The organism is Massilia sp. NBRC 108631 (genome assembly GCF_059704565.1).
The window spans coordinates 199337-225359 of record NZ_BAAKJE010000066.1 but is presented as its reverse complement, the minus strand read 5'-3'; the positions used below and the strand labels follow the sequence as shown (position 1 = coordinate 225359).

Sequence of the window (26023 nt, the reverse complement as noted above, 5' to 3'; positions counted from 1 at the left end):
CGACTATGACAAGAATATCGGGGCTGCTGGTCCTGCCCCTGCTGGCGCTGGCCGGCTGCCGCACCGTGCCGGTTTCGGAGCGCTTTGCCTCCCACCCCGCCCCCCCCGCCGCCTGGCGCCAACCAGCGCCAGCAGTCTCAGCGCCCCTCGTCGCGCCGTCCGCCGCTGCGCCGCCATTCGCTGTCGCCGCCGCACGGCCGCCAGCCGCTTTGCCCGCAACACCCGGCGACGGCTGGTGGCGCAACTTTGGCAGCGCCGAACTGGCCGAGATGGTCGAAGCTGCGCAGCGCGACAGCTTTGACCTGGCCGCCGCCATCGCCCGTGTCGGCCAGGCCGACGCCGCATCACGCGTGGCCGGCGCCGCCCGGCTGCCGGTGCTCTCCACATCGCTGGAGGCCAGCGGCGGCGGCAGGGCGGACGGCCTGGCTCGCGGCAGCGTGGCGCCAGCCTCCGGGGCGGCCGGCAACACCGCCAGCACCGGCGGCGCCTACGGTCTCGCCTTTCGCGCCAGCTACGAAGTCGACCTCTGGGGCGGCAACCGCGCGCGTGACGACAGCGCCGCCGCCCTGCTGCAGGCCAGCCGCCACGCGCGCGACGCGGCACGGCTGGCCGTCACCGCCAGCGTGGCAGCCGCCTGGCTGCAAAGCGCCGGCTTGCGCGACCGCCTGGGCGTCGCCGACAGCAACCTGGCCAGCGCCGAGCGCATGCTCGCAATGGTGGCTTCCCGCTCCAGCGCTGGCGCCGCGCACCCGCTCGAACTCGCCCAGCAGCGCGGCCTGGTCGCCGCCCAGCGCCGCCAGCGCGCCGAACTCGCCCAGCAACTCGAGGACAGCCGCACCACCCTCGCCATCCTGCTGGGCCGCACTGTTGCCCCCGCCGCCCCGGACGTCGTCCCCGTCCCGGCCGTCTCCCCGGGGCCCGCTGCTGCCGACCCTGCAGTCGCCACCATCCCGGCCGCCGCCGTAGCCGCCGCCCCCTATCCCGCCCCGGCCGCACGCCTTGCCGACCCTGCCGCCGCCACCGCCGCCAACGCCAACGCCAACGCCAACGCCAACGCCAACGCCAACGCCAACGCGAACGCCAACGCCAACGCCAACGCCAACGCCAACGCCAACGCCAACGCCAACGCCAACGCCAACGCCAACGTGGCGCCGCCAGCCCCCAGCCTGCTCGCCAGCCTGCGCTTGCCCGCCATTGATGCCGGCCTGCCGTCCGCCCTGCTGGCGCGCCGTCCCGACATAGCGCAGGCCGAAGCCCAACTGGCCGCAGCGGACGCCGACATCATCGCCGCCCGCGCCGCCATGCTTCCCAGCGTCGCGCTGGGCGGCATCCTGCAATCCAGCGGCCACCGCCCATCCGGCTTGCTCGACAACCCGCTCTACAGCCTCGCCGCCAGCCTGGCCGCCCCCATCTTCAATGGCGGCCGCCTCGCCGCCCAGCGCGACCTGGCCGCCGCCCGCCGCGCCGAACTGCTGGCCGGCTACCGAAGCGCCATCGTGGCTGCCTTTGGCGACGTCGAACGCGCGCTGAACGCGCTGTCCTCCCTTGCCGAACAGCACGCCGCCCAGGAAGAAGAACTGGCCCAGGCCAGCCGCGCCTTCGACCTGGCCAGCGCCCGCTACCGCGCCGGCGCCGACAGCGCGCTCACCCTGCTCGACGCCCAGCGCACCCTGTACGCCGCGCAGGACGCCGCCCTGCAACTGCGCCTGGCGCGCCTGCAAGCCTCGGTGGCCCTGTACCGCGCGCTTGGTGGTGGATGGCAAATCGATACCGGAAACGGCGCCTGATATGTATAATGAGAATCATTCGCATTTATATGTCAGGATGTTCCCGTGTCCACCATCGCCCGCGCGCCCCGCTCCGACCTCGCCGCCATGTATGTGGACCACCACGGCTGGCTGGTGGGCTGGCTGCGCCGCAAGCTCAATGGCGCCGACCATGCGGCCGACCTCGCGCACGACACCTTCATGCGCATCCTCTGCCTGCACCAGGAAAAGCGCGCTCCGGCCATCCAGGAGCCGCGCGCCTACCTGACCACGGTGGCGCGCCACTTGCTCATCAACCACGCGCGCCGGCAGTCGCTGGAACTGGCCTATCTGGAAGTGCTGGCGCAAATGCCGCCCGCGCTTGCCCCGTCCCCCGAGGAGCGCCTGGCGCTGCTGGAAACGCTGCACGAAATCGACGCCATGCTTGACAGCCTGCCGCAAAAAGCCCGCGAAGCCTTCCTGCTGTCCCAGCTCGAAGGGCTAACCTATGCCGAGATCGGCGAACGGATCGGCGTCACCGTGCGCACTGTCAAGCGCTACATGGCGCTGGCTTTCGAGCAGTGCATCCTGCACGCGCCGGACCACGCATGAACCTCTCCCAGCGCGCCGCGCGCGAAGCCGCGTATTGGATGATGCGCATGCAGGACGGCGGCCTGTCCCCCGCCGCCCGCAGGCGCTGGCGCGCCTGGCGCGCCGAAAGCGAAGAGCATGAACGCGCCTGGCGCCGCGCCGAACAAGTCACTGGAACACTGGACAGCGTGCCATCCGCCCTGGCCGCCCCCGCACTGCGCCGCGCCGCCAGCCGCCGCAACGCCGTCAAGACGCTGGCGCTGGTGCTCACCGGCGCCCCACTGGGCTGGGCCGCCTGGCGCGCCGCGCCGTGGGACGAATGGCGCGCCGACCAGTGCACCGCCGCCGGCGAGCGCCGCGATATCACCTTGCCCGACGGCAGCAGCCTCACCCTCAACACCGATACCGCACTCAATGTCCGCTTCGATGCCGCCACGCGCACCGTGCACCTGCTGCGCGGCGAGATCCTGGTCCAGACCGCGCCCGATCCGGCAGGGCGGTCTTTCATCGTGCGCGGTCCGCAAGGCTCCATGCGCGCGCTCGGCACCCGCTTCACGGTGCGCCTGGATGAAGCCCACACCCGCCTCGCCGTGCTGCAAGGCGCAGTCGAAGTCTCCCCAGCCAACGCATCCGCCTACCGGTTGCCTGCCGGCAGCCAGACCCGTTTCAGCACCGCCGGCGGCGCCGTCGAAGGCCTGAACGAGGACGCGGCCGCCGCCTGGGTGGACGGCGTGCTGTACGCCGAGCGCATGCCCTTGGGCGAATTCATCGCCGAACTGGCGCGCTATCGTCCCGGGCTGCTGCGCTGCGACCCCGCCGCCGCGCATCTGCGCGTTTCCGGCGCCTTCCAGCTGCGCGACACGGACGGCGTGCTCAAGGCCTTGGCCTCCTCCCTCCCTGTGCGCCTCCAGGCGCGCACCCGCTACTGGATCACCGTGGCGCCGGCCTGAGCTTATTTCGCGCCGGCGTGTCCCCTTTCCGAACCTCGCGTGTCAAACAACTCAGGAGCAGCACAACTCATTCACGCACAAGGAAAGTTTTCATGGTTCGCACGTCCATCACCGCCGTCATGATCGCCGCCGCAGCGGTCGCACCTACCCTGGCCCTCGCCAAGGACTACCAGATCGCCGGGGGCGCCCTCAGTCCGGCGCTGTCGCGCTTCGCAGGCCAGAGCGGCGTCACCCTGTCGTCCAACCCGGCGCTGACCGACGGCCTGTCCACGCGCGGCCTGCAAGGCAACTACGGCGTTGCCGAAGGCTTCGCGCAACTGCTGGAAGGCAGCGGCCTGGAAGCGGCCCAGCAGGGCGGCGGTGTGTACGTGCTGCGGAAAACTGCGGCCGCAGCCACAGCGCAAAACGCGGCCGTGATGCAGCAGGTGACGGTGCTGGGCCAGGCGCTCGGCGCCAGCACCGAAGGCACCGGTTCCTATACCAGCGGCGCCATGCGCACCGCCACCCGCATGGAAATGTCGGTGCGCGATACGCCGCAGTCGGTCAGCGTCATCACCCGCGCGCGCATGGACGACCTGGGCATCAGCCGCCTGGACGAAGCGCTGGCGCAAACCACCGGCATCATGGTCGGCCAGCAGGACAGCGAGCGCACGCGCTACTATGCGCGCGGTTTCGGTATCAACAACATCCAGGTGGACGGCATGCCGCAAGGCGGTAACGCGCCGCTGTCGGACACCATCCTGTACGACCGCGTGGAAGTGGTGCGCGGCGCCAGTGGCCTGATGGGCGGCACCGGCGACCCGTCCGCCGCCATCAACATGGTGCGCAAGCGCCCTACGCGCACCTTGCAGGGCAACGCCGGGGTGGTGCTGGGGCGCTGGGACAGCAAGCGCGTGGAAGCCGACCTGTCCATTCCGCTGGCGGCGGATGGCAGCGTGCGCGGACGCGCCGCCGTGGCGCACCAGGAACGCGACTCCTACATGGATATGTACCAGGAGCGCAAAACCGTCGGCATGGCCATCGTGGAAGCGGATCTGGCCGAACGCACCCTGCTGACCGTGGGCGCGGACTTCCAGCACAACGCCCCCAAGGGCTCCACCTGGGGCGCAGTGCCGTACTGGAACTCGGAAGGCGGACTGGCCAACCTGCCGCGCAACTTCAGCCTGAGCGCACCGTGGAGCACCTGGGCCAACGAACAGGAAACCGTGTTTGCCTCGGTTGACCAGCGCTTCGCCAACAACTGGAAACTGCACGCCGGCTATGCGCGCACCACCAGCCGCAACAACACCGCCGTGGTCAACGGCGGCAGCGGCTACCCGAATGCCGCTACCGGCGCCGGCATGACGCTATGGACCGGTGTGTGGGGCGAAGGCGAATACGTGGACGACAACTTCGACGTCTACGCCACCGGCCCCTTCTCCCTGCTGGGCCGCCGCCACACCCTGATCGCAGGCTGGAACGGCGGCAACCAGACCTACACTACGCAAGGCGGTGAAGCGGACGTGAAATACCCGGCCAAGATTCCGGATTACCGCACCTGGACCGGCAATATCCCGCGCCCCGTATTCATCCCGGACGGCACCCGCAGCGAAGGCGTCACGCGCCTGACCGGCGCCTATCTGGCCGGCCGTTTCAGCCTCGCCGACAGCCTCACCGCCATCGTTGGCGCGCGCATTAGCAGCTACCGCACCGAGACCCGCAACTTCGATTCCAGCGGCAAGCACACCGGCACCACCGACTCCGTCGCCATGCCCGACGAGCGCACGCCCTACGTCGGCCTGGTGCTGGACCTGGGCGACAACCTGTCTGCCTACGCCAGCTACACCACCTTGTTCAATCCGCAAACCAGCAGAGACAAAAACAACAACTTCCTGCCGCCGGAAACCGGCACCAACGCGGAACTGGGCATCAAGGGCGAATACCTCAACGGCCGCCTTAACGCGTCCGCCGCCGCCTTCCAGACCAAGAAAAAAAACCTGGCGGAACTGGACAAGAGCGTGGCCCCCGGCTTCACGCTGCCGGACGGCGGCATGGCCTATGTGGCCAACGGCGAAGGCATCACCGCGCGCGGCCTGGAGTTCGACCTGTCCGGCCAGGTGGCGGCGGGCTGGAACCTGAGCGCCGGCTATACCTGGCTGGACGCCAGCGAAGCGAACGGCAAGCGCGCCGTGCCCACCCAGCCGCGCCACCTGCTGCGCCTGTCCGGCGCCTACGACTTCGGCGGCGCGTGGCAAGGCCTGAAACTGGGCGCTGGCATCACTGCGCAAAGCGCTACCTACGGCGAGTCGTGGTACGGCCGTCCGAAGGCGCCGAAGACCGAAGAAGCGCGTCTCGAACAGGGCGCGTATGCGCTGGTGAGCGCCATGGCCTCCTACCGCATCAACCGGCAGGCCAGCGTACAGCTCAACATCAACAACCTGCTGGACAAGCACTACTACCGCAACGTGGGCTTCTACGACAGTGTGTTCTGGGGCGAGCCGCGCAATGTGTCGCTGTCGCTGAACTACCGCTTCCAGTAAGCATCACCAGCACCGATCGGGAGCCATCATGACCACCAAGCACGCTGCCACCGCCACCAGCCGGCTCGCACTCCTCCTCAACACGCGGCGCCCTGTGCTCGCGCGCACCCTGGCCGCGCTGCTGGGGGGCTATCTGTTCGCATCTGCCGGCGCCGTGCTGGCCTCGGTGATGTTCGTCGACCGCGACGGCCTGCCATCCGATGCGCTGCTGGGCGGCGCGCTGTGGGGACTGGTGCTGTACGCGCTGGCCATCATCTGGGCCTTCGGCGTGCGCAGCCCGGCCAAGGCATGGGGTAGCCTGTTGGGCGCGACCGTCGTGCTGGGCGCCTCGGCGGCATTGCTGGTGCTGGCGCAGCGGGGTGCGGCGTGAGCGGCGGCCTGCGGCAGCGCATGTCCTGGCTGCACACCTGGGGCGGCCTGTGGTTCTGCTGGCTCGCCTTCGCCATATTCCTGACCGGCACCCTGAGCGTCTTCACCGACGCCATCTCCGACTGGATGCGCCCGGAAGCGCCGATGCACGCCGACGCCGCGCCCTACGCGCGCGCCGGCAACCATGACGCGCAACTGGCGCACGGGCTGGCGTTGCTGCAGCGGAAAGCCCCGCACAGCAACATGTGGGAATTGTGGCCGCGCGAAGGCGAACAGCGCTTCAACATCTATTGGCTCAATGCGCAGGGCCGCTACGAGGACGCGCACGTCTCCACCGCCACCGGCACCGAACTGCCGGAGGAAGCGCGCACCGTGCGCGACACGGCGGGCGGCAACCACTTCGTGGAGTTCCACCACGCGCTGCACGCCGGCGTCGCCGGCCTGTGGATAGTCGGCGCCGCATCGGTGGCCATGCTGGTGGCGCTGATCTCCGGCGTCATCACCCACAAGCGCATCTTCAAGGACTTCTTCACCTTCCGTCCCGCCAAGGGCCAGCGCTCCTGGCTGGATGCGCACAACCTGCTGGGCGTGCTCACGCTGCCCTTCCTGTTCGTCATCGTCTACAGCGGCCTGGCGATCAGCTGGCACACCTACGTGCCGGCTGTGCTGTGGGCGCAGCAGCTGCGCGGCGAAGGCCACGTTAACGTGAAGGACTACGGGCCCGAACGGGGCGCAACCGGCAGGCCAGGCGTGCTGGCACCACTGGCGCCGCTGGTGCGGCAGGCCGAGGAAACCTTCCGCAGCCCCGTATTCGCGGTGGTGATCAACCATCCGGGCGACGCCGGCATGACGGTGCAGGTGTACGGCACCACGTCCCCCGCCACGCAGGACGGTAACCTGCTCAGCACGCGCGGCGTGCTCACCTTCGACGGCGTCAGCGGGGCCCTGCTGGAGACGCGCATGCCGCACCGCGCGCCCGCCAACGGCGCCCGCGCCACCATGAGCACCCTGGACGAGCTGCACCGCCTGCACTTCGCCGGCAGCGCCATCCGCTGGCTGTACTTCGTGTCCGGCCTGGCCGGCACCGCCATGATGGCCAGCGGCGCCGTCCTGTTCATGGTGAAGCGGCGCCAGAAGTCGCAGCGCGAGTTCGGCGCGCGCACGCCGCAGGTGTACCGCCTGATTGAAGTGCTCAACGTGGCCTCGATTGCAGGCCTGTCGCTGGCCTGCATCGGCTACCTGTGGGCCAACCGCCTGGTCCCGCTCGGCATCGACGAGCGGCATGACTGGGAGATTCTCGCCTTCTTCGGCGCCTGGCTGGCCACCCTGTTGCACGCCGCCCTGCGTCCCGCCGCGCAGGCCTGGCGCGAACAGCTGCTCGCCGCCGCAACGCTTTGCCTGCTGCTGCCGGCGCTGAACGCCGCCACCACCGGCCAGCACTTCGCCGGCTACGTCGCGCAAGGGGACTGGGAGCGCGCCGGCGTGGAGTTGACCTCGCTCGCCTTCGGCCTGCTGTTGGTAGCCGCCGCCTGGCGCGTGCGCGGCGGAGCGGCCGCCAAGCCTGCGGCGAGCAATACCGCCGCTGTCGCCGGCGCCCGCACCGCCGGCAAGGCCGGTGCATGATGGCCGCGCTGCAAACTCTGGGCGCGCTGGCGCTGTGCTACGCGGGCATGGCTGCCCTGGCACTGGCCATGGACCGCCACCACCAGCAATGGCGCGGCCGCGATGCCACGCCCCTCGCGCGCAGCAGCCTGCGCGTGGCCGGCGCGCTGCTGCTGGCGGCAGCCCTGCTTTCCTGCAGCGATTTGTGGGGCGTCGGCGCTGGCGTAGTCGGCTGGACCGGCTTTCTCACTGCCGGCGCGCTGATCCTGGCCTTCCTGTTGCCCTACGGAGCAAGGCTGGGTGCGGCTTTGGCGCCCGTCAGCGCCATTTTCGGCCTGTGGACAACCCTGTAGAAAACCCTCTGGAAAAGCATGGAATAAGGCTGGTATAACCGTGGTAAAGATGGTGGATAACCCCGTGCATAAGCGGTGAATATACGGTGGATATACGGTTGGGTAATCGTTGGATAAACCTTGGATAAGCTATGGATAAGCCTGTATAAGCTACACCGCGATGCGCGTTTCGAACTTGCTGCGCAGGGTGGAGAAGTAGGTTTTCACGTTGCGCACGTTGGTATGCGCCGCGAACAGCCGGTGCGCCAGCGCGTTGTAGGCTGGCATGTCCGCCACCTGTATCACCAGCACGAAGTCCGGCCCCGGCGACACCCGGTAGCACTGCAGCACCGCGTCGTCGCCTGCTACATGCTGCTCGAACTCCGCCATGCGTTCGGCCGCCTGCACATCCAGCGTGATCTCCACGATGGCAGTGAGGCGCGCGCCCACGCTTTCCGGTGATACGATAGCGACCTGCCGCTGGATCACCCCGGTTTCCGTCAGCTGCTTCACGCGCCGTAAGCACGTGGGCGGCGACACGTGCACTGCAAGTGCCAGCTCGGCATTGGTCAAAGCCGCATTCTGCTGCAGCACGTTCAGGATGCGACGGTCTACTTCATCCAGTTCTGGAATATTCATAAAATATAAGACAATAAATGAAATTTAATTTCACGATTATACTTGAGTGAAAGAATATTTCATGCACGATTGAATTTAGAAAGCTTATTTCAAGACCGCTGCTCTAGTATGGATTCATTAACTATCCATACAGAGGTTTTCATGTGCGGCATCGTCGGCGCGGTAGCGCAACGTAACATCACCCCCATCCTGCTCGAAGGCCTGAAGCGCCTGGAATACCGAGGCTACGACTCCTGCGGCGTGGCGCTGCACGTGAACGGCCAACTGCAGCGCTCGCGCAGCACCTCGCGCGTGGCCGACCTGGAAAAGCAGGTCGCGGAAACCGGCCTGAGCGGCTTTACCGGCATCGCCCACACCCGCTGGGCCACACACGGCGCACCCGCCTCGCACAACGCCCACCCGCACTTCTCGCCTAGCTCGGACAACGCGCGCATCGCGCTGGTCCACAACGGCATCATCGAAAACCACGACGAGCTGCGCGCCGAACTGACCGCGCTGGGTTATGTGTTCCAGAGCCAGACCGACACCGAAGTGATCGCCCACCTGGTCGACCATATGTACAACGGCGACCTGTTCGAGACCGTGCAGCAAGCCGTCAAGCGCCTGCACGGCGCTTACGCCATCGCCGTGTTCTCGCGCGAGGAGCCGCACCGCGTGGTGGCAGCGCGGCAGGGCTCGCCGCTCATCGTCGGCATCGGCGAAGGCGAAAACTTCGTCGCCTCGGACGCGATGGCGCTGGCCGGCACCAGCAACCAGATCATCTACCTGGAAGAAGGCGACGTGGTCGACCTGCAACTGGGTAAAGTGTGGATCGTGGACGTCAACGGTAAGTCCGTCGAGCGCGAAGTCAAGACCGTGCACGCGCACACCGGCGCGGCCGAACTGGGTCCGTACCGCCACTACATGCAGAAAGAGATCTTCGAGCAGCCGCGCGTCATCGGCGACACGCTGGAAGGCATCACCGGCATCATGCCCGAGCTGTTCGGCGACGGCGCCTACAAGGTGTTCAAGGAAATCGACCGCGTGCTGATCCTGGCCTGCGGTACCAGCTATTACGCCGGCTCCACCGCCAAGTACTGGATCGAATCGATCGCCAAGGTCCCGGTCAACGTGGAAATCGCCAGCGAATACCGCTACCGCGACTCGGTGCCCGACCCGCGCACGCTGGTGGTCACCATCTCGCAATCCGGCGAAACCGCCGATACCCTGGCCGCGCTCAAGCACGCGCGTTCGCTGGGCATGGAGCACACCCTCACCATCTGCAACGTGGCCACCAGCGCCATGGTGCGCGAATGCAAACTGGCCTACATCACCCGCGCCGGCGTGGAAGTGGGCGTGGCCTCGACCAAGGCCTTCACCACCCAGTTGGCCGCGCTGTTCCTGCTCACCTTGACCCTGGCGCAAGTGAACGGCCGCCTGACGGACGAAGAAGAAAGCGCGCACCTGAAAGCCATGCGCCACCTGCCATCGGCCATCACCTCGGTGCTGGCGCTGGAGCCGCAGATCATCGCCTGGGCCGAAGAATTCGCGCGCAAGGAAAACGCCCTGTTCCTGGGCCGTGGCCTGCACTACCCGATCGCGCTGGAAGGCGCGCTCAAGCTCAAGGAGATTTCCTACATCCACGCTGAGGCCTACCCTGCGGGTGAACTGAAGCACGGCCCGCTGGCGCTGGTGACCGAGGAAATGCCGGTGGTGACCATCGCCCCGAACGACACGCTGATCGAAAAGCTGAAATCGAACATGCAGGAAGTGCGCGCGCGCGGCGGCCAGCTGTTCGTGTTCGCCGACGTCGATTCGCGCATCACCTCCGGCGACGGCGTGCACGTGATCCGCATGCCCGAGCACTACGGCCAGCTGTCGCCTATCCTGCACGTGGTGTCGCTGCAGCTGCTGGCCTACCACTCCGCCCTGGCGCGCGGCACCGACGTCGACAAGCCGCGCAATCTGGCCAAGTCGGTGACGGTCGAGTAAGGCTTGCGGGACTTCTTCCGGGGCAGCGAGACCAGCACAGGCGCTAAGGCGCGCATTGAAACCGGTACGCTGTTCCGCCCCGAAGGCGTCCGCCACTTCCTGAAGGCGGTGCCCAGCCGCGCCGCTATGGGCAAGCGGCCGCTGGTGATATTGCTGCACGGCGCTGGTTCCTCCGCCGAGCAATTGCTCGGGCTGAGTTTTCCGCCGTCTCCCTTGTCGCTGTGGCTGGAAATCGCCGAGCGCGAACAGCTGCTGGTGATTGCGCCGAATGGCAGCAAGCGCCGGGGCGAGCGCGCGTGGAACGACAGCTACGCCGGTGTCACCGCCAATCCCAAATCCGACGACAGTGCGCTGATCGGCGCCTTGATAGACCGCGCCATTGCGGAGGATGACGCCGACCCGGCGCGGGTCTATCTCATGGGCGTTTCCAAGGGCGGCATGATGGCCTACCGTGCGGCGACGGAGATCGCGCCGCGCCTGGCAGCCTTGTCGGTGGCGCTGGCCGCCATGCCCGTTGCCAGTAACTGCGGCCAGCCCCGCACGCCGCTGCCGGTCCTGTTCATGGCAGGCACGGCCGATCCCTTTATTCCCTACACGGGGCGTAAGTTCCTCTACCAGTTCCGCATCTTCTCCTCGCTTGCCGCGCCGATGACCAGCGTGGAGGAATCGGTCGCCGTGTGGCGCGAGCTGGCCGGTTTGCGTGGCGAACCCGCCGTCACCGCCATCGCGCAGCAGCGGCCTGGCGCCGCCACGCGCGTTACCCGCTATACCTGGGGCGCCGACCCCGCGGCGCTGCAGGTCTGCTTGCTGAAGATAGAAGGCGGCGGCCATGCCGAGCCCAGTGCGCTGAAACGCTATCCTGGCCTGTTTTCCTGGTTCCCCGGCGCCCAGAACGCCGACATCGAGGCAGCCGAGGAAGCATGGGCCTTTTTCAAGGACAAGCGCGCTCCGGTTACCGCATCAGCGTAGCGACCAGTTCGCCGATGCTGCCGCCGTCGGGCGCGCCCTGGCTGCGCCAGCCGATGACGCCGTCCGGCCGCACGACGGTGGCGCCTTCCGGCGGTACGCCGAACAGGGCGCCGAAGGGTTGCGCGGGCGGGAATACGATGCCGGTGCCCGCCGCCACGGGCTGCAGACCCAGCTCCCCGGCCACGGCCAGCCACGTCTCGCTCGCCGAGATCAGCACATAAGCCTTACCGAACAGGTCGAGCGACGACATGCGCCGGCCCGCCCTTTCCAGCCACACGTGCGGCGCGCGGGTTCCGGGTTGGCCGATCCATTGCCCGGGCGCGGCGGCGGCCGGCAGGTCCGGGCCTGCGCCGGCCACTGCTGCGGATCGAACCAGCTGGCCAAACTCCAGGGCGTCGTTGCCGAATAGCGGGTCTGGTGTGAAGGCCGCGCCGGCCCGCGTCGCGTAATCGGGTCGGGAAAACGTCTGCTGGTGCCGCAGCCAGCCGATCGGCCGCCGCTCCGCGTCGTAGGTATCAAGCAGGCCCGGTGCCGCCTCGCCGGCGAGCACGCGCTTCAATTTCCATGCGAGGTTCCAGGCGTCGTCGATGCCGGTGTTGGCGCCGAAACCGCCGCGCGTGGGCGGCAGCTGATGGGCAGCGTCGCCCGCCAGGAAGATCGGCCCGTGGCGGTAGGTATCGGCAACGCGCCCTGCCAGTTCCCAGCGCCCCGTCGTGATGATCTCGAAGGCCAGGTCCGCACCGAGCGCGCGGCGGATCGCCGACTGCAGCTCCGCGCCGGTGCGGTCTTCGTCGCCGTCCAGCATCAGCACCCAGCGGCTGTCGCCATACGTGGTCAGGAAGGCGCGGTATCCCTGTTGCTCGATGGTGAACTGCTGCGCGCCGCGCTGCAGAAAGGCATCCGCGCCCGGACAATAAAACAGTACGCTGCGCAATACGCCAAGATGGCCAACTCCGCTGCGCGGTATGCCGAGTTTTTCGCGGATGGGACTGGCGGCGCCATCGGCTGCGATCAGGTAGCGCGCGCCGATTTCATACTGCTGCCCGCTAATACGGTCGCGCACCTGCGCCAGCACGCCGTCCTGCTCCAGACGGAAATCGATGAGTTCGGTACTGGTGCGGCAATCCGCGCCGCGCTTGATTGCCGCCGCCCGCAGAATCGGCTCCAGCCGGTCCTGGGCGATGGCGGCACCGGTGCACGGCGATAGTTCGCTCGGCCGGACCGGCGCTTCGCCGGGTGTCCAGGCCTGTTCGCTTTTCCAGTCCCCGGCCAGGCTGTCCACTGTCACGCGCCGCAAGCGCGTGCCGGCCGGCACCTGTGGAATCTGGTCGGCGATGCCGACCGCGCGGTAATGCTCCAGGGTGGTTTCGGTAAAGCCCATGGCGCGGGGATGCGGCGAACTGCCGGGGTGCTTGTCGATAACGATGTGGGCCACGCCGTGCCACGATAGGAACAGCGAGGTGGAGAGTCCAACCAGGGACCCGCCGACAACGAGGATGGGAGTATGTTGCATGGGAACGTCCTTTCTTGCCTATGGCTACAAAGGACGCGCGTCGATCCGCGAGAACCACAGCCCCGCCGGGCGGCAGGGCACGTCAAAAAAGTTCCACGAGAAATCGGCGCACGTCCGCTCTCGTCGTGGTTTTCAGCGCTGAGGCTGAGAAAATACATCACTCCATGCCTGGAGTTGGCCGGGGCTCACCACGCCGGCCCACCTTTTTCGACAGGGCGATTGTAGCATCGCAACGCGGCGCCGATTTTGTCCTCTTCGCACGCCTGAAAAATTTTTACAAAAATAGCTTGCTATTGATTAGCGTACTACTTATACTTCTTCACATCGGTTGCAAACAAAGAAGCCTGTAGTAAACAAGTAGTGCACTATATATTGGTTCGCTAAATAAAATCTCTCACGAAAGGATTCACCATGAAAGCCATCAAAAACATCGCCCTCGCCCTGTCGATCATCGGCGCCGCCGCCGCACCTGCCATGGCAGCGTCCGCAGCGCCTGCAAGCAGCGTCAAGCCGACCGTGGTCCTGGTGCACGGCGCCTTCGCCGACGCAACCAGCTGGAACGGCGTCGCCGCCAAGCTGCGTGCAGACGGGTACAACGTCATCGGCGCAGCCAATCCGCTGCGCAGCGTGAAGGGCGATGCGAATGTGGTGGCCGATATCGTGCGTAGCGTGAAAGGCCCGGTCGTGCTGGTGGGACATTCCTACGGCGGCGCCGTCATCTCGGCGGCAGCGAACGGCCAGCCCAACGTCAAGAGCCTGGTGTACGTAGCCGCGTTCGCCCCTGAACAGGGTGAGACCGCGCTCGAGCTGTCCGGCCGCTATCCAGGCGGCACGCTGGGCGGCGCGCTGGCCGAGCCGGTGGCGCTGGCGGACGGCGGCAAGGACTTCTACATCCAGCAAGATAAGTTCCACAAGCAGTTCGCTGCCGACGTTCCGAAGGCTGAGGCCGATCTGATGGCAATTGCCCAGCGTCCTATCGCCGAGGCGGCCCTGGCCGAAGCGGCAGGTGCGCCAGCCTGGAAAAGCGTGCCGTCCTACTTCGTCTACGGCACCGCCGACAAGAACATTCCGGCTGCGGCACTGGGCTTCATGGCTGAGCGCGCCAAGTCGCGCAAAACCGTCGCCATTCCGGGCGCTTCGCATGTGGTGATGACCTCGAATCCGGCCGCGGTGGCCAAACTGATCGAGGAAGCGGCGCAGGCCAAGTAACACGCCGCGGATCAGCGCCGTCAAACGACAAAGCCGTCTTGCCGATCGAGGTTGGCAAGACGGCTTTTTTGTTCGCGGCAGGCCAGTGCGGCCAGCCCTTACGGCGTTACGGTATTACGCCTGCTTCTTCGCGCGGCGGCGTACGGCGCCCATCAGGCCGAGGCCGGCGATCAGCGTTGCCAGGGTTGCTGGCTCTGGCACTTCGCCGGTAGGCGTGTAGGTGTAGGTGACCAGCACGTTACCGGCTGCCGACGTGTTGAACTGGGTCAGCAGGTTGCCGGCGCCGGTGCCGCTCGAATTGCCGATGGCGTTCAGGCCCAGATTGATGGTGCCGCCACCCAATGCCGAGAACAGCGAGAAGTCGCTGGCATTGAAGCTGGTGAAGGAGTTCGAGCCGTTTGCCGACACGGTGCCGGTGCTGCCGCCGGAAGCGCCGCTGAAGTTGATGGTGCCGTCGAAGGCGCCGAATTCGAATACCTGGCTAAACAGAGGATTGGTCACAACCAGCGTGCTGCCGTCTGGACGGGTCAAGCCCAGCAGTGCGCCCAGGCTCAGGGTGACGCTGGAAGCTGCGGCATCCAGGCTCTCGGCGTTGCCAGCACCCTGGACCGTGCCGCTCAGGTCGAATTTGATTGAGGTCAGGGTGCCCAGGCTGCTGTCGAATTTACCGAAGCTGAGGAAATCGGTCCAGTTCGTGGTGGCGATGGATTTGGTATCGGCAAAGCTGATGGTGGCGGCTTGGGCGCTGGCAAACGGGGACAGGGCGGCGGCAACCGCCAAGGCTGCAAAGATTTTTTTCAAGATAATTCTCTGGTTGAAAGGAAATGATCGGATAGGTGCTACGGCTGTATCGTTATGGAAGCGAAGTCGTTGGAAGTCTGATTCCTAATGAATACATCGATTACCTAAGAGCACAATCTATGCCAACTGGAAATGTTTCCTTAAAAACAAAGACTTAACTCTCGCACAACTGATATGACCTCTGCGGATGTAAAATTTGCCGACAGCCCCGTATCCTCCGCGACACATTTCCCCCTGGCCTGCTAGCCGCACTTCATCGACAGCTCCACATCGCCGCCGAACGGCAGGGACAGATACCCGCTTTGCGGCGCGCGTACCAATGCCAGGTACTCGGGGCAGTAGTCGGCGTTGTCGGCAACGATGAGGGCGCCGGGCCGGAGCTGCTGCTCCACCAGGCGCAGCACATCCGCATACAGCGCCTTGGCGCCGTCCAGCAGCAGCAGGTCGATCCATTCCGGCAGGTCCGCGCGCAGCGTTTCGAGCGCGTCGCCTTCGCGTATTTCCACCAGGTCCAGCAGGCCGCCGGCATCGAGATTGGCGCGCGCGCGCTGCGCCTTGGATGGCTCGAATTCCGTGGTGATCAGCCGGCCGCCGCCGTTGTCGCGCAAGGCTGCGGCAAGATGCAGGGTCGAGATGCCGAACGATGTGCCGAACTCGACAATGGCGCTGGCCTGAGTGCTGCGCGCCAGCATGTACAGCAGCGCGCCGGTCGCGCGGCTGACCGGAATCGCGGTCTCTTTCAATTGCGCGTACAGCTCGCGGTATTCGGTCTTGCTGCCCATCATGCGTGCGCGCTCCGCCGGGAGCAGCGCGGCGAACGCCGCCATTGCAGGTATCGGCGTGCTGCTGGCCTCGGCGAACAGACGCTCAAGCAGCGGGCCGACAGGGGTGTTGGTCAGGGTCGTCATGGGTATTCCTTTCTGAATTGAGAGCAGTAATAATATGAAGAATCCTTCACATTTCATATTCGCGTTCCCTGCTCCCGCCATGACGCCACCCCGCAGCCCCCGCATTTCCTCGCGCAGACAGCCGAAACAGGCACGTTCGAACGAGCTCGTTTCCGTGATTTTGCAAGCGGCTATTCAGGTTTTGGCGAAGGAAGGGGCGCACCGCTTCACCACCACCCGTGTGGCGGAGCGCGCCGGCGTGAGCGTGGGGTCGGTGTACCAGTACTTTCCGAACAAGGCGTCCATCCTGTTCCGGCTGCAAAGCGATGAATGGCAGCAAACGTCGGCCATGCTGGCCAGCATTCTGCAAGAGGCCGGCACGCCGCCGCTGCAACGCCTGCGCATGCTGGTGCACGCCTTCGTGCGCTCGGAATGCGAAGAAGCGGAGGTCCGCACGGCGCTCGACGATGCCGCGCCCTTTTACCGCGACGCGCCGGAAGCGGCCGAGGCCAGGGCCGCCGGAGACCGCATGGTCCAGGCCTTCATGCTGGAAGTGCTGCCGGCCGCCGCCGAACCGGTGCGCGCAATGGCAGGCGATCTGCTCATGGCTACCCTCGGCGCCGTCGGCAAGCAGTTCTCGGAAATGCCGCGCACGGATGGGGAAATCACGGCATATGCGGACGCCCTCGCCGACATGCTGTGCGCCTACCTGGCCACGCTGTCCGTGCGCGGCGGCCTGGACGCTGACAGGCGCCCCGCAGTCAGCGGCGCAGCTGGCGAGCCGGCAGATGTTCCATGATAAAGCTCATCTCTTCCGGAAAAACGCACTGGGAACTGCCCGCCTTACTTGTGCCGCCGCCATCGGGCCCCTACACTCGCAGCAACCCTACACCGCCCTGGATCCCGCATGTCCGCCTACGAACTACGTGAAGCACTCTTGTTTTTGGCCTTGGCCGGCATCCTCGTGCCGGTAATGCAGCGCCTGCGCATCAACCAGATGCTGGGCTTCCTGATCATAGGCGTTTGCTTCGGACCGCATGGCCTTGCCAGCTGGGCTGGCGGCATGCCTTGGCTGTCGCATGTCACTTTCCATGACGTTGAGCGCATCCAGCCGCTGGGCGAACTGGGCATTGTGTTCATGATGTTCATGATCGGGCTGGAGCTGTCGCCAGGCCGCTTGTGGGCGCTGCGGCGCGACGTATTCGGCACCGGCGCTGCGCAGGTGGTGCTCACCGCCGTTGCCATCGGCCTGTTCGCATTCGCGTTCGGCAATCCGCCACCTGCCGCCATGGCCATTGGCATGACACTCGCCATGTCCAGTACCGCCGTGGCCATGGCGCTGCTGAGCAAACAGCATGCGCTCAAGACCCCCCTGGGACAGAAGTGCTTCGCCATCCTGATGCTGCAGGACCTGGCCGTGGTGCCGGCCTTGATCCTGGTCGAGGGCCTCGCAGGCGATAGCGACGAGGCGCTGTGGCTGTCGCTGCTGCTGGCGGTCGCGAAAGCGGTTGCGGCGATTGCGCTGATCTACATCGTCGGGCGGCGCGTCGCCCGGCCCCTGTTCTCGTCGGCAGCCGTGCAGCGCCAGCCGGAAGTGTTTGTCGCCCTCATCCTGCTGCTGACGCTGGGGATCGCCGCCCTCACGGCAGCGGGCGGCCTGTCGCTGGCGCTGGGCGCCTTGCTGGCTGGCTTGCTGCTGGCCGATACCGAGTTCCAGTACGAAGTGGAAATCATCGTCGAACCGTTCAAAGGCTTGCTGATGGGCCTGTTCTTCATGTCGGTCGGCATGGGCGTCGATTTGCGCGTGGTGGCGGACTACCCGTTGCTGCTCCCGGCCTCCGTGCTGGGGCTGCTGGCGATCAAGGCGCTGGTCATCATGCTGCTGCTGGCGCCGCTGGGCTGGGCCACCGCCTTGCAGGGCGGGCTGTTGCTGGGACAGGGCGGTGAATTCGCCTTTATCATCCTGGCCTATGCGGTCAGCACGCAGTTGCTGACGCCCGCCGACAGCCAGTTTCTGCTGCTGGTGGTGAGCCTGAGCATGCTGCTCGCCCCCGGCGCGGCGGCGGCCGGCGCGTTCATCGCGCGGCGCGGCCGCGCCGGCCAGGACGCAGCGGGCGAAGCGCGTGGCGATGGCCAGGCGCTGGGCCACCGTGCCGGCCACGTCATCATTGGCGGCTACGGCCGGGTCGGCCAGCTGGTTGCGGATGTGCTGGGGCGCCAGGGTATCCAGTACATCGCGGTGGAGCGCGACCGCCATTTGGTGGAAGACGCGCGCAAGAAGCGGCAGGAGGATTGCGTGTATTCGGGCGACGCCGCCTTGCCCGAGCTGTTGCAGCGCCTGGGCAGCGTTGACGCGGCTTGCGTGGTGCTGACCATGGACGACCCGCGCGCGGCCCTGCAGGCAGTGAGCGCGCTGCGGCGCCACTACCCGCACCTGTGCCTGCTGGCCAGGGCGCGCGACGCGCGGCACGCCCAGGCCCTGAAAGCCGCCGGCGCCACGGAAGTGGTGTCCGAAGCTATTGAATCCGGCCTGCAGCTGGCCTGCTTCGCGCTGAACGCGGCGGGCATGCCGATGGGGACGGCGGGCTATCACATCGAACAGGAGCGCGCCAACCAGCTCGCCCGGATAGCCGACGCACCGCCCGGTTGAGACTGCCGGCAGCTCGCCCCATTCAAGCTGGCTGCCGAAGATGGACCGCGCCGGCCGCGCTGGCATCGCGCACCATCGGCAGGGACGACAACCGCAGGACCGGTTCCGGTTCGACAGTCGTGACGTTCAACCGCTGAAATCGGCCTGCGCGGCGCGGATGTAGTCCAGCATGGCAGCGCTGACCCAGGTGCCCTTCAGCAGCGCTGGTTCGCGCTCGTGCGCAAGCCGGATTCGCTCCAGCGTGGCCGGATCGCCGCCGCAGCGCAAATGGAATAGTCTCATCCACTCGGCGGCCAGTCCCTGCGATGACGGTTCATGGGCCGCAATGCCGCTGGCCATGTGGCGGTGCACCGTCACGATCAGCGCCATCCACGCGCGGAAGTGCTTGCCGCCATGCTCGCGCATGTGCTGAACTTCGGCGGCATGCAGGTATTTCGCATACAGCGCCAGGCGGTGCGCGCCCCATGCCTCGGCCACGTACTGCTTGAGTTCCGGCGTGATGCGGGTGAGCCGCTGCGCCGAGGCTTCCTGCTCCAGCATGCGCGTCATGCGCCACGCGAATTCCGGATCCCCGCCGGTGTCGTCTTCCAGCATCTGCATCCAGCGCTGCGCCAATGCGCCGGCTTCCGGGGCGGCGGCGGGCAGGCCGCGCGCAATCGCCTCCAGCAGTTCGGTAACCAGCGTGGCCCAGGCCTGGTTGCGGCGCGCGTCCTGCTGCCAGAAAGGTAGCCGGCGCAGCTCCTCTTGCGAGAAGTATTGCTCGTACAAGTGCATATGTTCCAGGGTGGCCAGCCAGTCTTCCAGCTCCGGCTTGCCGCCGCCGTCCATATGCCGCTGCAGTTGCGTGAGCTGCGCCCGCAGCGCCGACGCTTGCGCGATCTGGCGGTCGAGCGCTTCGATCTGCTGCGCCACGACGCCGGCAAACGGCGCGTCCGGGCTGGCCAGCAAGGTGCCGATGTCGGCCAGCGCCATGCCGAATTTGCGCAGCGCCAGAATCTGGTGCAGGCGCGCGGCGTCGTCCCGGTTGTACAGGCGGTGGCCGGAATCGGCGCGCGCCGACGGCCGCAGCAGGCCGATGCTGTCGTAGTGGTGCAGCGCGCGCACCGTGAGTCCGGAGCGTGCCGCCAGTTCGCCGATTCTCAGTGCTTTCATGTCAGTGCTTTCATGCGCGCCAGTGTACTTCACACCACTGCGTCGCTGGGCAGCTTGAGCAGCAGCGCTAGCAGCGCCGCCAGCTCGGTGCGCATCTCGCGCCGGTCGACAATCATGTCGATGGCGCCGCGCTCCAGCAGGAACTCCGGCCGCTGATAGCCGTCCGGCAGCGTGACGCCGAGCGTGCTTTTGATCACGCGTGCGCCGGTGAAGGCAATCAAGGCCTTCGGCTCAGCGATCACCAGGTCACCCAGGAAGCAGAACGAGGCGGAGATGCCGCCGGAAGTGGGATCGGTCAGCACCGACACGAATGGCAGGCCCTGCTCCGCCAGCTTGGCCAGCATGGCGGTGGTCTTGGCCATTTGCATCAGCGACAGCAAGCCTTCCTGCATGCGTGCGCCGCCGCTGGCGGTGATGCAGACGAAGGGCACGCGCTGGTCGATTGCCGCCTGCACGCCGCGCACAAAGCGTTCGCCCACCACGGAGCCCATCGAGCCGCCCATGAAATTGAACTCGAAGCAGGCCACCACCACCGGCACCGACAGCACCGCGCCGCCGATGACGATCATGGCGTCGGTTTCGCCGGTGCTGTCCATGGCGGACTGCAGGCGTTCGGGGTAGCTTTTGCTGCCTTTGAATTTCAGCGTATCGACCGGCAGCACTTCCTGGCCGATTTCGTAACGGCCGCCCGCATCGAGCAGCGCGTCCAGCCTGGCGCGCGCGGCGATGCGCATGTGGTGGCTGCACTTGGGACAAACCTGCAGGCCCGCTTCCAGGTCGGGGCGGTACAGCACCGCTTCGCAAGCCGGGCATTTGATCCACAGTCCCGCCGGTACCGCCTGGCGCGCGCTGCCGCCCTTGATGCGGGGCGGCAGCAATTTTTCAATCCAGCTCATAGGGTCGCTCGCATGGTGTAGTCATGCGGTGCATCCTAAATCCTCACGTTACGTCAGGTTCAAGCGGAATTTCGCGCGCCTGCGGCAACGCGCCTTCCTACATGCGCGGCACGCCGTCGCGGTTCACCGGAATGTACTCACCCGGCGCCGAAGCCAGCTGGGTACGGTGTTCCACGCCGCGGTGCACATAGGTAACGTCCCAGTACTGCGGCGTGGCGTTGGCCACGTTTTCGCAGCGCCGCACATCCTGGCCATAGGTGTTGTTGCCGCCCCGGCCTGCGTTGGCGCCGATCGCGCCGCCGGCCAGCGCGCCGCCCACGGTCGCGATGTCGCGTCCCGACCCGCCGCCCACCTGGTGGCCCAGCACGCCGCCGAGGATGGCGCCGGCCAGCATGCCGCCGGTGCTGGGGCGGTTGTCCTGGGATTGCACTTGCTGGCGTTCAACCCAGCAGCGCTGTTCCGGCGGCCCCACCACGGCGCGCACCGAGGTCACGCGCGCCTCATAGGTGCGTTCGTTCGGGCGCTGGCGGTATTCGTAGCTGGGTTGCGGCATCGGCGCCGGGGCCTCGTTGTCGACCCGGCGGTTGCCGCGCACCTGGCGCACGGACGAAATGCTGTTGTTCAGGCCCATGCCGGCCAGCGAGTCATAGCTGCCGCGCTTGAGGATGCGGCATGCGCCACGGAAGCCGGCGTCCTCGCACACCTCCCAGCGGCCCTTTTCCACCACCACGGATGAGGCGCGGTCGTTGAAGTCGGCCCGGCGCAAGTCGTCCGAGGTGCTGGAAATGGTGACGGCGCGTCCGCGCCAGCCTTCGCCTTGATACAGCGTGATCTGAGCCATTGCTTGTCCGCCAAGCAGCATGGTGCAAGCCGCAAGTGTTGTTTTTAATGGGAATTTCATGATGGTCTCCTAGTCATTAGGCCTTGAACAGCCCGGTATCATCAAGCTACCCGATAACAAACAGTTGGTCTGTGCGGAAGCGCGCTTAGGACACTGCCAGATGGCAATTGCTTAAACAATAAGCGTGCGCTAAAATGAGAATAATTCTTATTCACATTTGTCGGTGCCCGGCACCTGACCGGGAACTGTCATGTCCGTCGCCGAACCGGCCCTCCTTGAGCTGCAGGTCCACAGCCTCTACAGCCACCACCACGGCTGGCTGCAGGGCTGGCTGCGCAAAAAGCTGGGCTGCTCGCACCGCGCCGCGGACCTGGCGCACGACACCTTCCTGCGCCTGCTGGCGCGCGACGAGCCGGTCGCGATAGCCGAACCTCGCGCCTTCCTCACCACTGTGGCGCAGCGCGTGCTGGCCAACCACTGGCGCCGCGAGCAGATCGAGCGGGCTTACCTGGACGCGCTGGCGCAGGCCCCGGCGGCGCTGTCGCCGTCGCCCGAAGAGCGCGCCATGCTGCTGGAAACGCTGGTCGAGATCGACTGCCTGCTGGCCGGCTTGCCGCCGCAGGTCAAGCGGGCTTTCCTGTACGCCCAGCTGGACGGGTTGAGCCAGGCGGAGATTGCCGCCGAGCTTGGCATTTCGGTCAGCACCGTCAAGCGCCACCTGGTGCGCGCGGGTACGCAGTGCTACTTCGCCCTGGCGCAGGACTGATGCGCGGCGCCGACACCGCCGAAGCCGCCGCCGCCGATGCCGAGGTCGCCGCCGCAGCGGCAGCTGCGCCGCCTGTACCGCCAGCGGTGGCGCGGCGCGCGGTGGAGTGGCTGGTCGAGCTGCAGTCCGCCGAGACCGGGGACGCCGCCCGCGATGGCCTGGGGCGGTGGCGCCAGCAGCATCCGGATCATGAACGCGCCTGGCAGCGCATAGCCGCCGTCAACGCGCAGTGGCGCAGCGCGCTGGGCGGCTCTGCCGCTGCGGGACGGGCGGCGTCCCCGTTCGTGTCACAGGTGGCCCGTGGCGCGCTGCTCGATGCGCCGCAGGCCGGTCCGCACCAGGCCCGGCGGCGCGACGCCATCAAGACGCTGGCACTGCTGTTCGGCGCCGGCGGCGGTGCCTGGCTGGCGCAGGAGCACACGCCCTGGCGCGCGTGGAGCGCGGACGAACGCACCGGCGTGGGCCAGCGCCGCACAATCGCGCTGGCCGACGGCGGCAGCATCGACCTGAACACCGGCACTGCCATCAATGTGCGCTATTCCGGCGCCGAACGGCGCGTGCACCTGGTCAGTGGCGAGATCCTGGTGCGCACCGGCAAGGACGGCGCAGGCCGGCCGTTCGTGGTCGAAACCGTCCAAGGCGAACTGCGGCCGCTGGGCACGCATTTCGCCGTGCGCCAGCATGCCGCTCACGGCCGGGTCGACGTCTTCGAAGGCGCCGTATCGGTGCAACCGCGCGGGGGCCCTGGGCGCATCCTGCAAGCCGGCGAACTGGCCCGCTTTAGCGGTAGTGCCGTTTCGCCCGCCGAAGCCGTCAACGGCGACAGCATCGCCTGGAGCGACGGCATGCTGGTTGCCAGCGGCATGCGCCTGGATGACTTCCTGGCGGAAGTGGGGCGCTACCGCCATGGCCGCCTCGGCTGCGACCCGGCTATCGCCGGCCTGCGTGTGTCGGGCAGCTACCCGCTGGCGGATACCGGCCTCATCCTGGACACGCTGCGCGCCACCCTGCCGGTGGAGACACAGTTCATCACGCGCTACTGGGTCACGCTGCGGCCTGCGCACCGCTGAAAATATTTTGCGCCAGGGTGGTCTGTTTTCGGTTCTCGCGGGACATGGAAGGTGAGCAACGCACATCTTCAACTTTGTCCAAGGAACCGATCATGGGAGCACGCGCCCAATTGCCTTACTCTTTCAAGCACTCCGCCCTGCTGGCCGCCCTAAGCCATGCCCTGGCCGCCGGCACGGTCGCCGCATCAGCGTGGCCGGGCGCAGCACTGGCAGCTGAGGGCGCCGCCGAGGTGGCCCCGGCGCCCAGGGCCTACGCCATTCCCGGCGGGCCGCTGGAAGCGGCACTGAACCGCTTCGGCAGGGAAGCGGGCATCTTGTTGTCCTTCACCACCGAGACGACCGCCGGCTTGCACAGCAAAGGCTTGAGCGGCAGCCACATGGTGCCGGACGGCCTGGCCCTGCTGCTGCACAACACGGGCCTGGCGGCGGTGCCGCAGCCCAACGGCAGTTATGTGGTGCGGAAGCGTGCTCCTGCCACCGCTGCCGCTGCCGACAGCTTGCCGGTGGCGGCGCAGACCCTGTCCGAGATCACGGTGCAGGGCAGCGCCGCCGAGGACAGCGCCACCGGGCCGGTGGTCGGCTACGTGGCAGCGCGCAGCACCACGGCCACCAAGACTGCCACCCCGACGCGCGAAATACCGCAGTCGATCTCGGTGGTGACACGCGATGCGCTGGACGCGCGCGGCGTATCCACTCTTGCCGAGGCGTTGGAATACCTGCCCGGATTCACGCCCCGCACTTACGGCCGCGACGACCGCTATGACTGGTCGATCGCGCGCGGCATCGGCAACACCAACGGCGCGAACTTCCGCGACGGCTTGAAGGACAAAGGCCACAACTACGCCGTGCCGCGCCTGAACAGCTACGGCGTGGAGCGGGTGGAATTCATGCGCGGGCCGGCCTCCCTGATGTTCGGCAGCAACATCCCCGGCGGCGCGGTCAATTCGCTCACCAAGCGCCCCACGGAGGCGGCGCAGGGCGAGATCCGCCTGCGTGCTGGAGAGATTGACCGGCGCGGCGTGGCGGGCGATCTCTCCGGCCCCGTGAGCAGCGACGGCGCCGTGCGCTACCGCCTGGTGGCGCTCGCCGAGCAGTACGACCTGATGACGCCAGGGGCCAGCAAGGAAGAACGCTACTTTGCGCCTTCGCTGAGCTTTCGGCCCGGCAGCGGCACCGAGGTGACGCTGCTGGCCGACTACCAGCAGGACCGCATCGACGGCGACGCCTACCCGTACAACTACTACGAAGCGGTGGGCCGCTACATCCCGGTCGCGGAAAAAGGCTGGGACCGCTTTTACCGCGATCAATGGTCGGCTGCCCTGCTGCTGGACCACCGTGTCAGCGAACGCCTCAGCTTCCACAGCCGCAGCCGCTACAGCCGGGTCAAGCTGGACTACCGCGTCAATTTCCTCCGTGGCTTGGTGAGCGACACCGTGGTCACGCGCGCCGCCCAGCACATCGATGACGCATCGCGCGCCTGGCAGACCGACAACTACCTTGAGGCGCGCTGGAACGCCGGCAAGTGGGAGAACAGCACCATCGCCGGAATCGACTTCAGCAAGCTGACCGGCGCGCTGTCTCGTGGCGACGGTGACGCCATGCCCTACGACCTGGCACAGCAGCGCGGCCCCGGCGCGTTCGTCTCGCCCGCGCTGGCGCCCAACTATGTCTCCGCAACCCGGCAGACCGGCCTCTACCTGCAAAACCAGGCCAAGTTCGACCAGCGCTTCGTGATCGTGGCGGGCGTGCGCAATGACAGATACCGCGAGCGCGCGGTGGCTGCCTGGGTCGAGGGGCCCGTGCGCCACAACAAGGCCACCGGCCGCCTGGGCGGCGTCTGGCTGTTGCCGGCCGGCGTTTCGCCCTACGTCAGCTACGCCACTTCCTTCGAGCCGCAGTCCGGCGCCACTTACGAAGGCGCGTCTTTCAAGCCGACCTCGGGACGCCAGTATGAAGCCGGCGTGCGCTACGAGCCGGCCGGCGCGAACGCCATGTTCTCGGCAGCGGTATTCGACATACTTCAGCAGAACGTGCCCGCCGGCGATCCGCAGCATCCCGGCTTCAACGTCCAGCGCGGCGAAGTGGGCTCGCGCGGCCTGGAACTGGAGGCGAACGCCAGCCTGGCGCAGGGACTGGATTTCACGGCCAGCTACAGCTACACCGATGCCAGGATCACGCGGGACACCAATCCCGCTGCGGTAGGCCTCAAGAGCGGCCTGGTGCCGGCGCACAAGGCGGCGCTGTGGCTCAACGCGCGCCTGCCCGGCGACTGGCTGCGCGGCGCGAAGGTCGGCCTGGGAGCGCGCTACAACAGCAAGGTGCCGGACTTCGACAATACCCGCTGGGTGCCGGGCGTGACCCTGGTGGACGCGCGCATCGGCTACCAGTTCGATACGCACTGGGAGCTGGCGGTCAACGCCCGCAACCTGTTCGATAAGCAGCACCTGGGCAACTGCAGCTACGGCAGTTGCTATCCCGGCGACCGGCGCGAAGTGATCGCCACGGCGAACTACCGCTGGTAAGCTGGACGGCGCGCCCGCATGTGTGTAAA

The 26023-nt window shown here is 67.1% G+C and carries 22 protein-coding genes; 15 read left to right on the top strand and 7 right to left on the bottom strand.

The genetic code is table 11. The annotated features are described in order from the left end of the window. The first annotated feature begins 5 nt into the window (after window positions 1–5). From AC6H42_RS08240 to AC6H42_RS08210, 7 genes are all read left to right on the top strand, one after another. The gene (locus tag AC6H42_RS08240; RefSeq protein WP_497547810.1) at window positions 6–1787 is read left to right on the top strand and encodes a TolC family protein; all 1782 of its coding nucleotides are present in this window, start codon (window positions 6–8) and stop codon (window positions 1785–1787) included. An 87-nt stretch (window positions 1788–1874) separates the two neighbouring features. After that, entirely contained in the window at window positions 1875–2357 is a 483-nt protein-coding gene (locus AC6H42_RS08235) for a sigma-70 family RNA polymerase sigma factor (protein WP_057154335.1), read from the top strand. Continuing rightward, window positions 2354–3286 (top strand): FecR domain-containing protein, encoded by a 933-nt coding sequence (locus AC6H42_RS08230; RefSeq protein ID WP_057154258.1) that lies wholly within the window; start codon window positions 2354–2356, stop codon window positions 3284–3286. The genes AC6H42_RS08235 and AC6H42_RS08230 overlap by 4 nt, the downstream gene beginning before the upstream one ends. Window positions 3287–3378: 92 nt before the next feature. Next, window positions 3379–5805, top strand: coding sequence for a TonB-dependent siderophore receptor (locus AC6H42_RS08225; RefSeq protein ID WP_497547809.1), 2427 nt, complete (start codon window positions 3379–3381; stop codon window positions 5803–5805). A gap of 28 nt (window positions 5806–5833) precedes the next feature. After that, complete coding sequence (locus tag AC6H42_RS08220; protein ID WP_497547808.1) at window positions 5834–6175, top strand: iron transporter; 342 nt, start codon at window positions 5834–5836, stop codon at window positions 6173–6175. Next, complete coding sequence (locus AC6H42_RS08215; RefSeq protein ID WP_497547807.1) at window positions 6172–7797, top strand: PepSY-associated TM helix domain-containing protein; 1626 nt, start codon at window positions 6172–6174, stop codon at window positions 7795–7797. The genes AC6H42_RS08220 and AC6H42_RS08215 overlap by 4 nt, the downstream gene beginning before the upstream one ends. Continuing rightward, the gene (locus AC6H42_RS08210; protein WP_057154256.1) at window positions 7794–8129 is read left to right on the top strand and encodes a DUF3325 domain-containing protein; all 336 of its coding nucleotides are present in this window, start codon (window positions 7794–7796) and stop codon (window positions 8127–8129) included. Before AC6H42_RS08215 ends, AC6H42_RS08210 begins: the two co-directional genes overlap by 4 nt. A 150-nt stretch (window positions 8130–8279) precedes the next feature. Here AC6H42_RS08210 and AC6H42_RS08205 read toward each other — a convergent pair whose 3' ends face one another. Further along, complete coding sequence (locus AC6H42_RS08205; protein ID WP_057154255.1) at window positions 8280–8747, bottom strand: Lrp/AsnC family transcriptional regulator; 468 nt, start codon at window positions 8745–8747, stop codon at window positions 8280–8282. 141 nt (window positions 8748–8888) lie between these two features. On the opposite strand from AC6H42_RS08205, the gene glmS reads away from it, so the two are divergent. Continuing rightward, a complete protein-coding gene (gene glmS, locus AC6H42_RS08200) occupies window positions 8889–10718 on the top strand; it encodes a glutamine--fructose-6-phosphate transaminase (isomerizing) (RefSeq protein WP_497547806.1) in 1830 nt (609 codons plus the stop codon). A 3-nt stretch (window positions 10719–10721) separates the two neighbouring features. Beyond that, window positions 10722–11687 (top strand): CE1 family esterase, encoded by a 966-nt coding sequence (locus AC6H42_RS08195; RefSeq protein WP_057154253.1) that lies wholly within the window; start codon window positions 10722–10724, stop codon window positions 11685–11687. Here the strand turns inward: AC6H42_RS08195 and AC6H42_RS08190 are convergent. Beyond that, on the bottom strand, window positions 11671–13200 hold the full coding sequence (locus AC6H42_RS08190) for an FAD-dependent monooxygenase (protein WP_497547805.1): 1530 nt from the start codon (window positions 13198–13200) through the stop codon (window positions 11671–11673). The two genes, AC6H42_RS08195 and AC6H42_RS08190, sit on opposite strands and share 17 nt — an antisense overlap. Window positions 13201–13611: 411 nt before the next feature. Here AC6H42_RS08190 and AC6H42_RS08185 point away from each other — a divergent pair, with 411 nt between their 5' ends. After that, window positions 13612–14409: an alpha/beta fold hydrolase gene (locus tag AC6H42_RS08185; RefSeq protein WP_497547804.1), complete on the top strand. Its 798-nt coding sequence runs from the start codon at window positions 13612–13614 to the stop codon at window positions 14407–14409. 114 nt (window positions 14410–14523) lie between these two features. On the opposite strand, the gene AC6H42_RS08180 is transcribed toward AC6H42_RS08185, so the two are convergent. Continuing rightward, window positions 14524–15210: a choice-of-anchor E domain-containing protein gene (locus AC6H42_RS08180; protein ID WP_162249885.1), complete on the bottom strand. Its 687-nt coding sequence runs from the start codon at window positions 15208–15210 to the stop codon at window positions 14524–14526. A gap of 242 nt (window positions 15211–15452) precedes the next feature. Next, on the bottom strand, window positions 15453–16118 hold the full coding sequence (locus tag AC6H42_RS08175) for an O-methyltransferase (protein WP_497547803.1): 666 nt from the start codon (window positions 16116–16118) through the stop codon (window positions 15453–15455). Between the two features lie 79 nt (window positions 16119–16197). Here AC6H42_RS08175 and AC6H42_RS08170 point away from each other — a divergent pair, with 79 nt between their 5' ends. Further along, entirely contained in the window at window positions 16198–16896 is a 699-nt protein-coding gene (locus tag AC6H42_RS08170) for a TetR/AcrR family transcriptional regulator (RefSeq protein ID WP_497547802.1), read from the top strand. 108 nt (window positions 16897–17004) lie between these two features. Next, window positions 17005–18747, top strand: coding sequence for a cation:proton antiporter domain-containing protein (locus AC6H42_RS08165; protein ID WP_497547801.1), 1743 nt, complete (start codon window positions 17005–17007; stop codon window positions 18745–18747). A gap of 126 nt (window positions 18748–18873) precedes the next feature. Here the strand turns inward: AC6H42_RS08165 and AC6H42_RS08160 are convergent, their stop codons facing one another. The 3 genes from AC6H42_RS08160 to AC6H42_RS08150 all read right to left on the bottom strand — a co-directional run bounded on the left by AC6H42_RS08160 (window position 18874) and on the right by AC6H42_RS08150 (window position 21636). Continuing rightward, window positions 18874–19899, bottom strand: a complete 1026-nt coding sequence (locus tag AC6H42_RS08160) for a MerR family transcriptional regulator (protein ID WP_057154247.1) — start codon at window positions 19897–19899, stop codon at window positions 18874–18876. A gap of 29 nt (window positions 19900–19928) precedes the next feature. Then, window positions 19929–20795, bottom strand: coding sequence for an acetyl-CoA carboxylase, carboxyltransferase subunit beta (gene accD / locus AC6H42_RS08155; protein ID WP_057154246.1), 867 nt, complete (start codon window positions 20793–20795; stop codon window positions 19929–19931). Between the two features lie 97 nt (window positions 20796–20892). After that, on the bottom strand, window positions 20893–21636 hold the full coding sequence (locus AC6H42_RS08150; protein ID WP_229418105.1) for a beta/gamma crystallin-related protein: 744 nt from the start codon (window positions 21634–21636) through the stop codon (window positions 20893–20895). 250 nt (window positions 21637–21886) lie between these two features. On the opposite strand from AC6H42_RS08150, the gene AC6H42_RS08145 reads away from it, so the two are divergent. The 3 genes from AC6H42_RS08145 to AC6H42_RS08135 all read left to right on the top strand — a co-directional run bounded on the left by AC6H42_RS08145 (window position 21887) and on the right by AC6H42_RS08135 (window position 25994). Beyond that, complete coding sequence (locus AC6H42_RS08145) at window positions 21887–22402, top strand: sigma-70 family RNA polymerase sigma factor (protein WP_057154244.1); 516 nt, start codon at window positions 21887–21889, stop codon at window positions 22400–22402. Then, the gene (locus AC6H42_RS08140) at window positions 22402–23472 is read left to right on the top strand and encodes a FecR domain-containing protein (protein ID WP_497547800.1); all 1071 of its coding nucleotides are present in this window, start codon (window positions 22402–22404) and stop codon (window positions 23470–23472) included. The genes AC6H42_RS08145 and AC6H42_RS08140 overlap by 1 nt, the downstream gene beginning before the upstream one ends. 92 nt (window positions 23473–23564) lie before the next feature. Further along, window positions 23565–25994 carry a TonB-dependent siderophore receptor gene (locus AC6H42_RS08135; protein ID WP_157200853.1) on the top strand — a complete coding sequence of 810 codons (2430 nt, stop codon included), beginning with the start codon at window positions 23565–23567 and terminating at the stop codon, window positions 25992–25994. Window positions 25995–26023 lie beyond the last annotated feature (29 nt).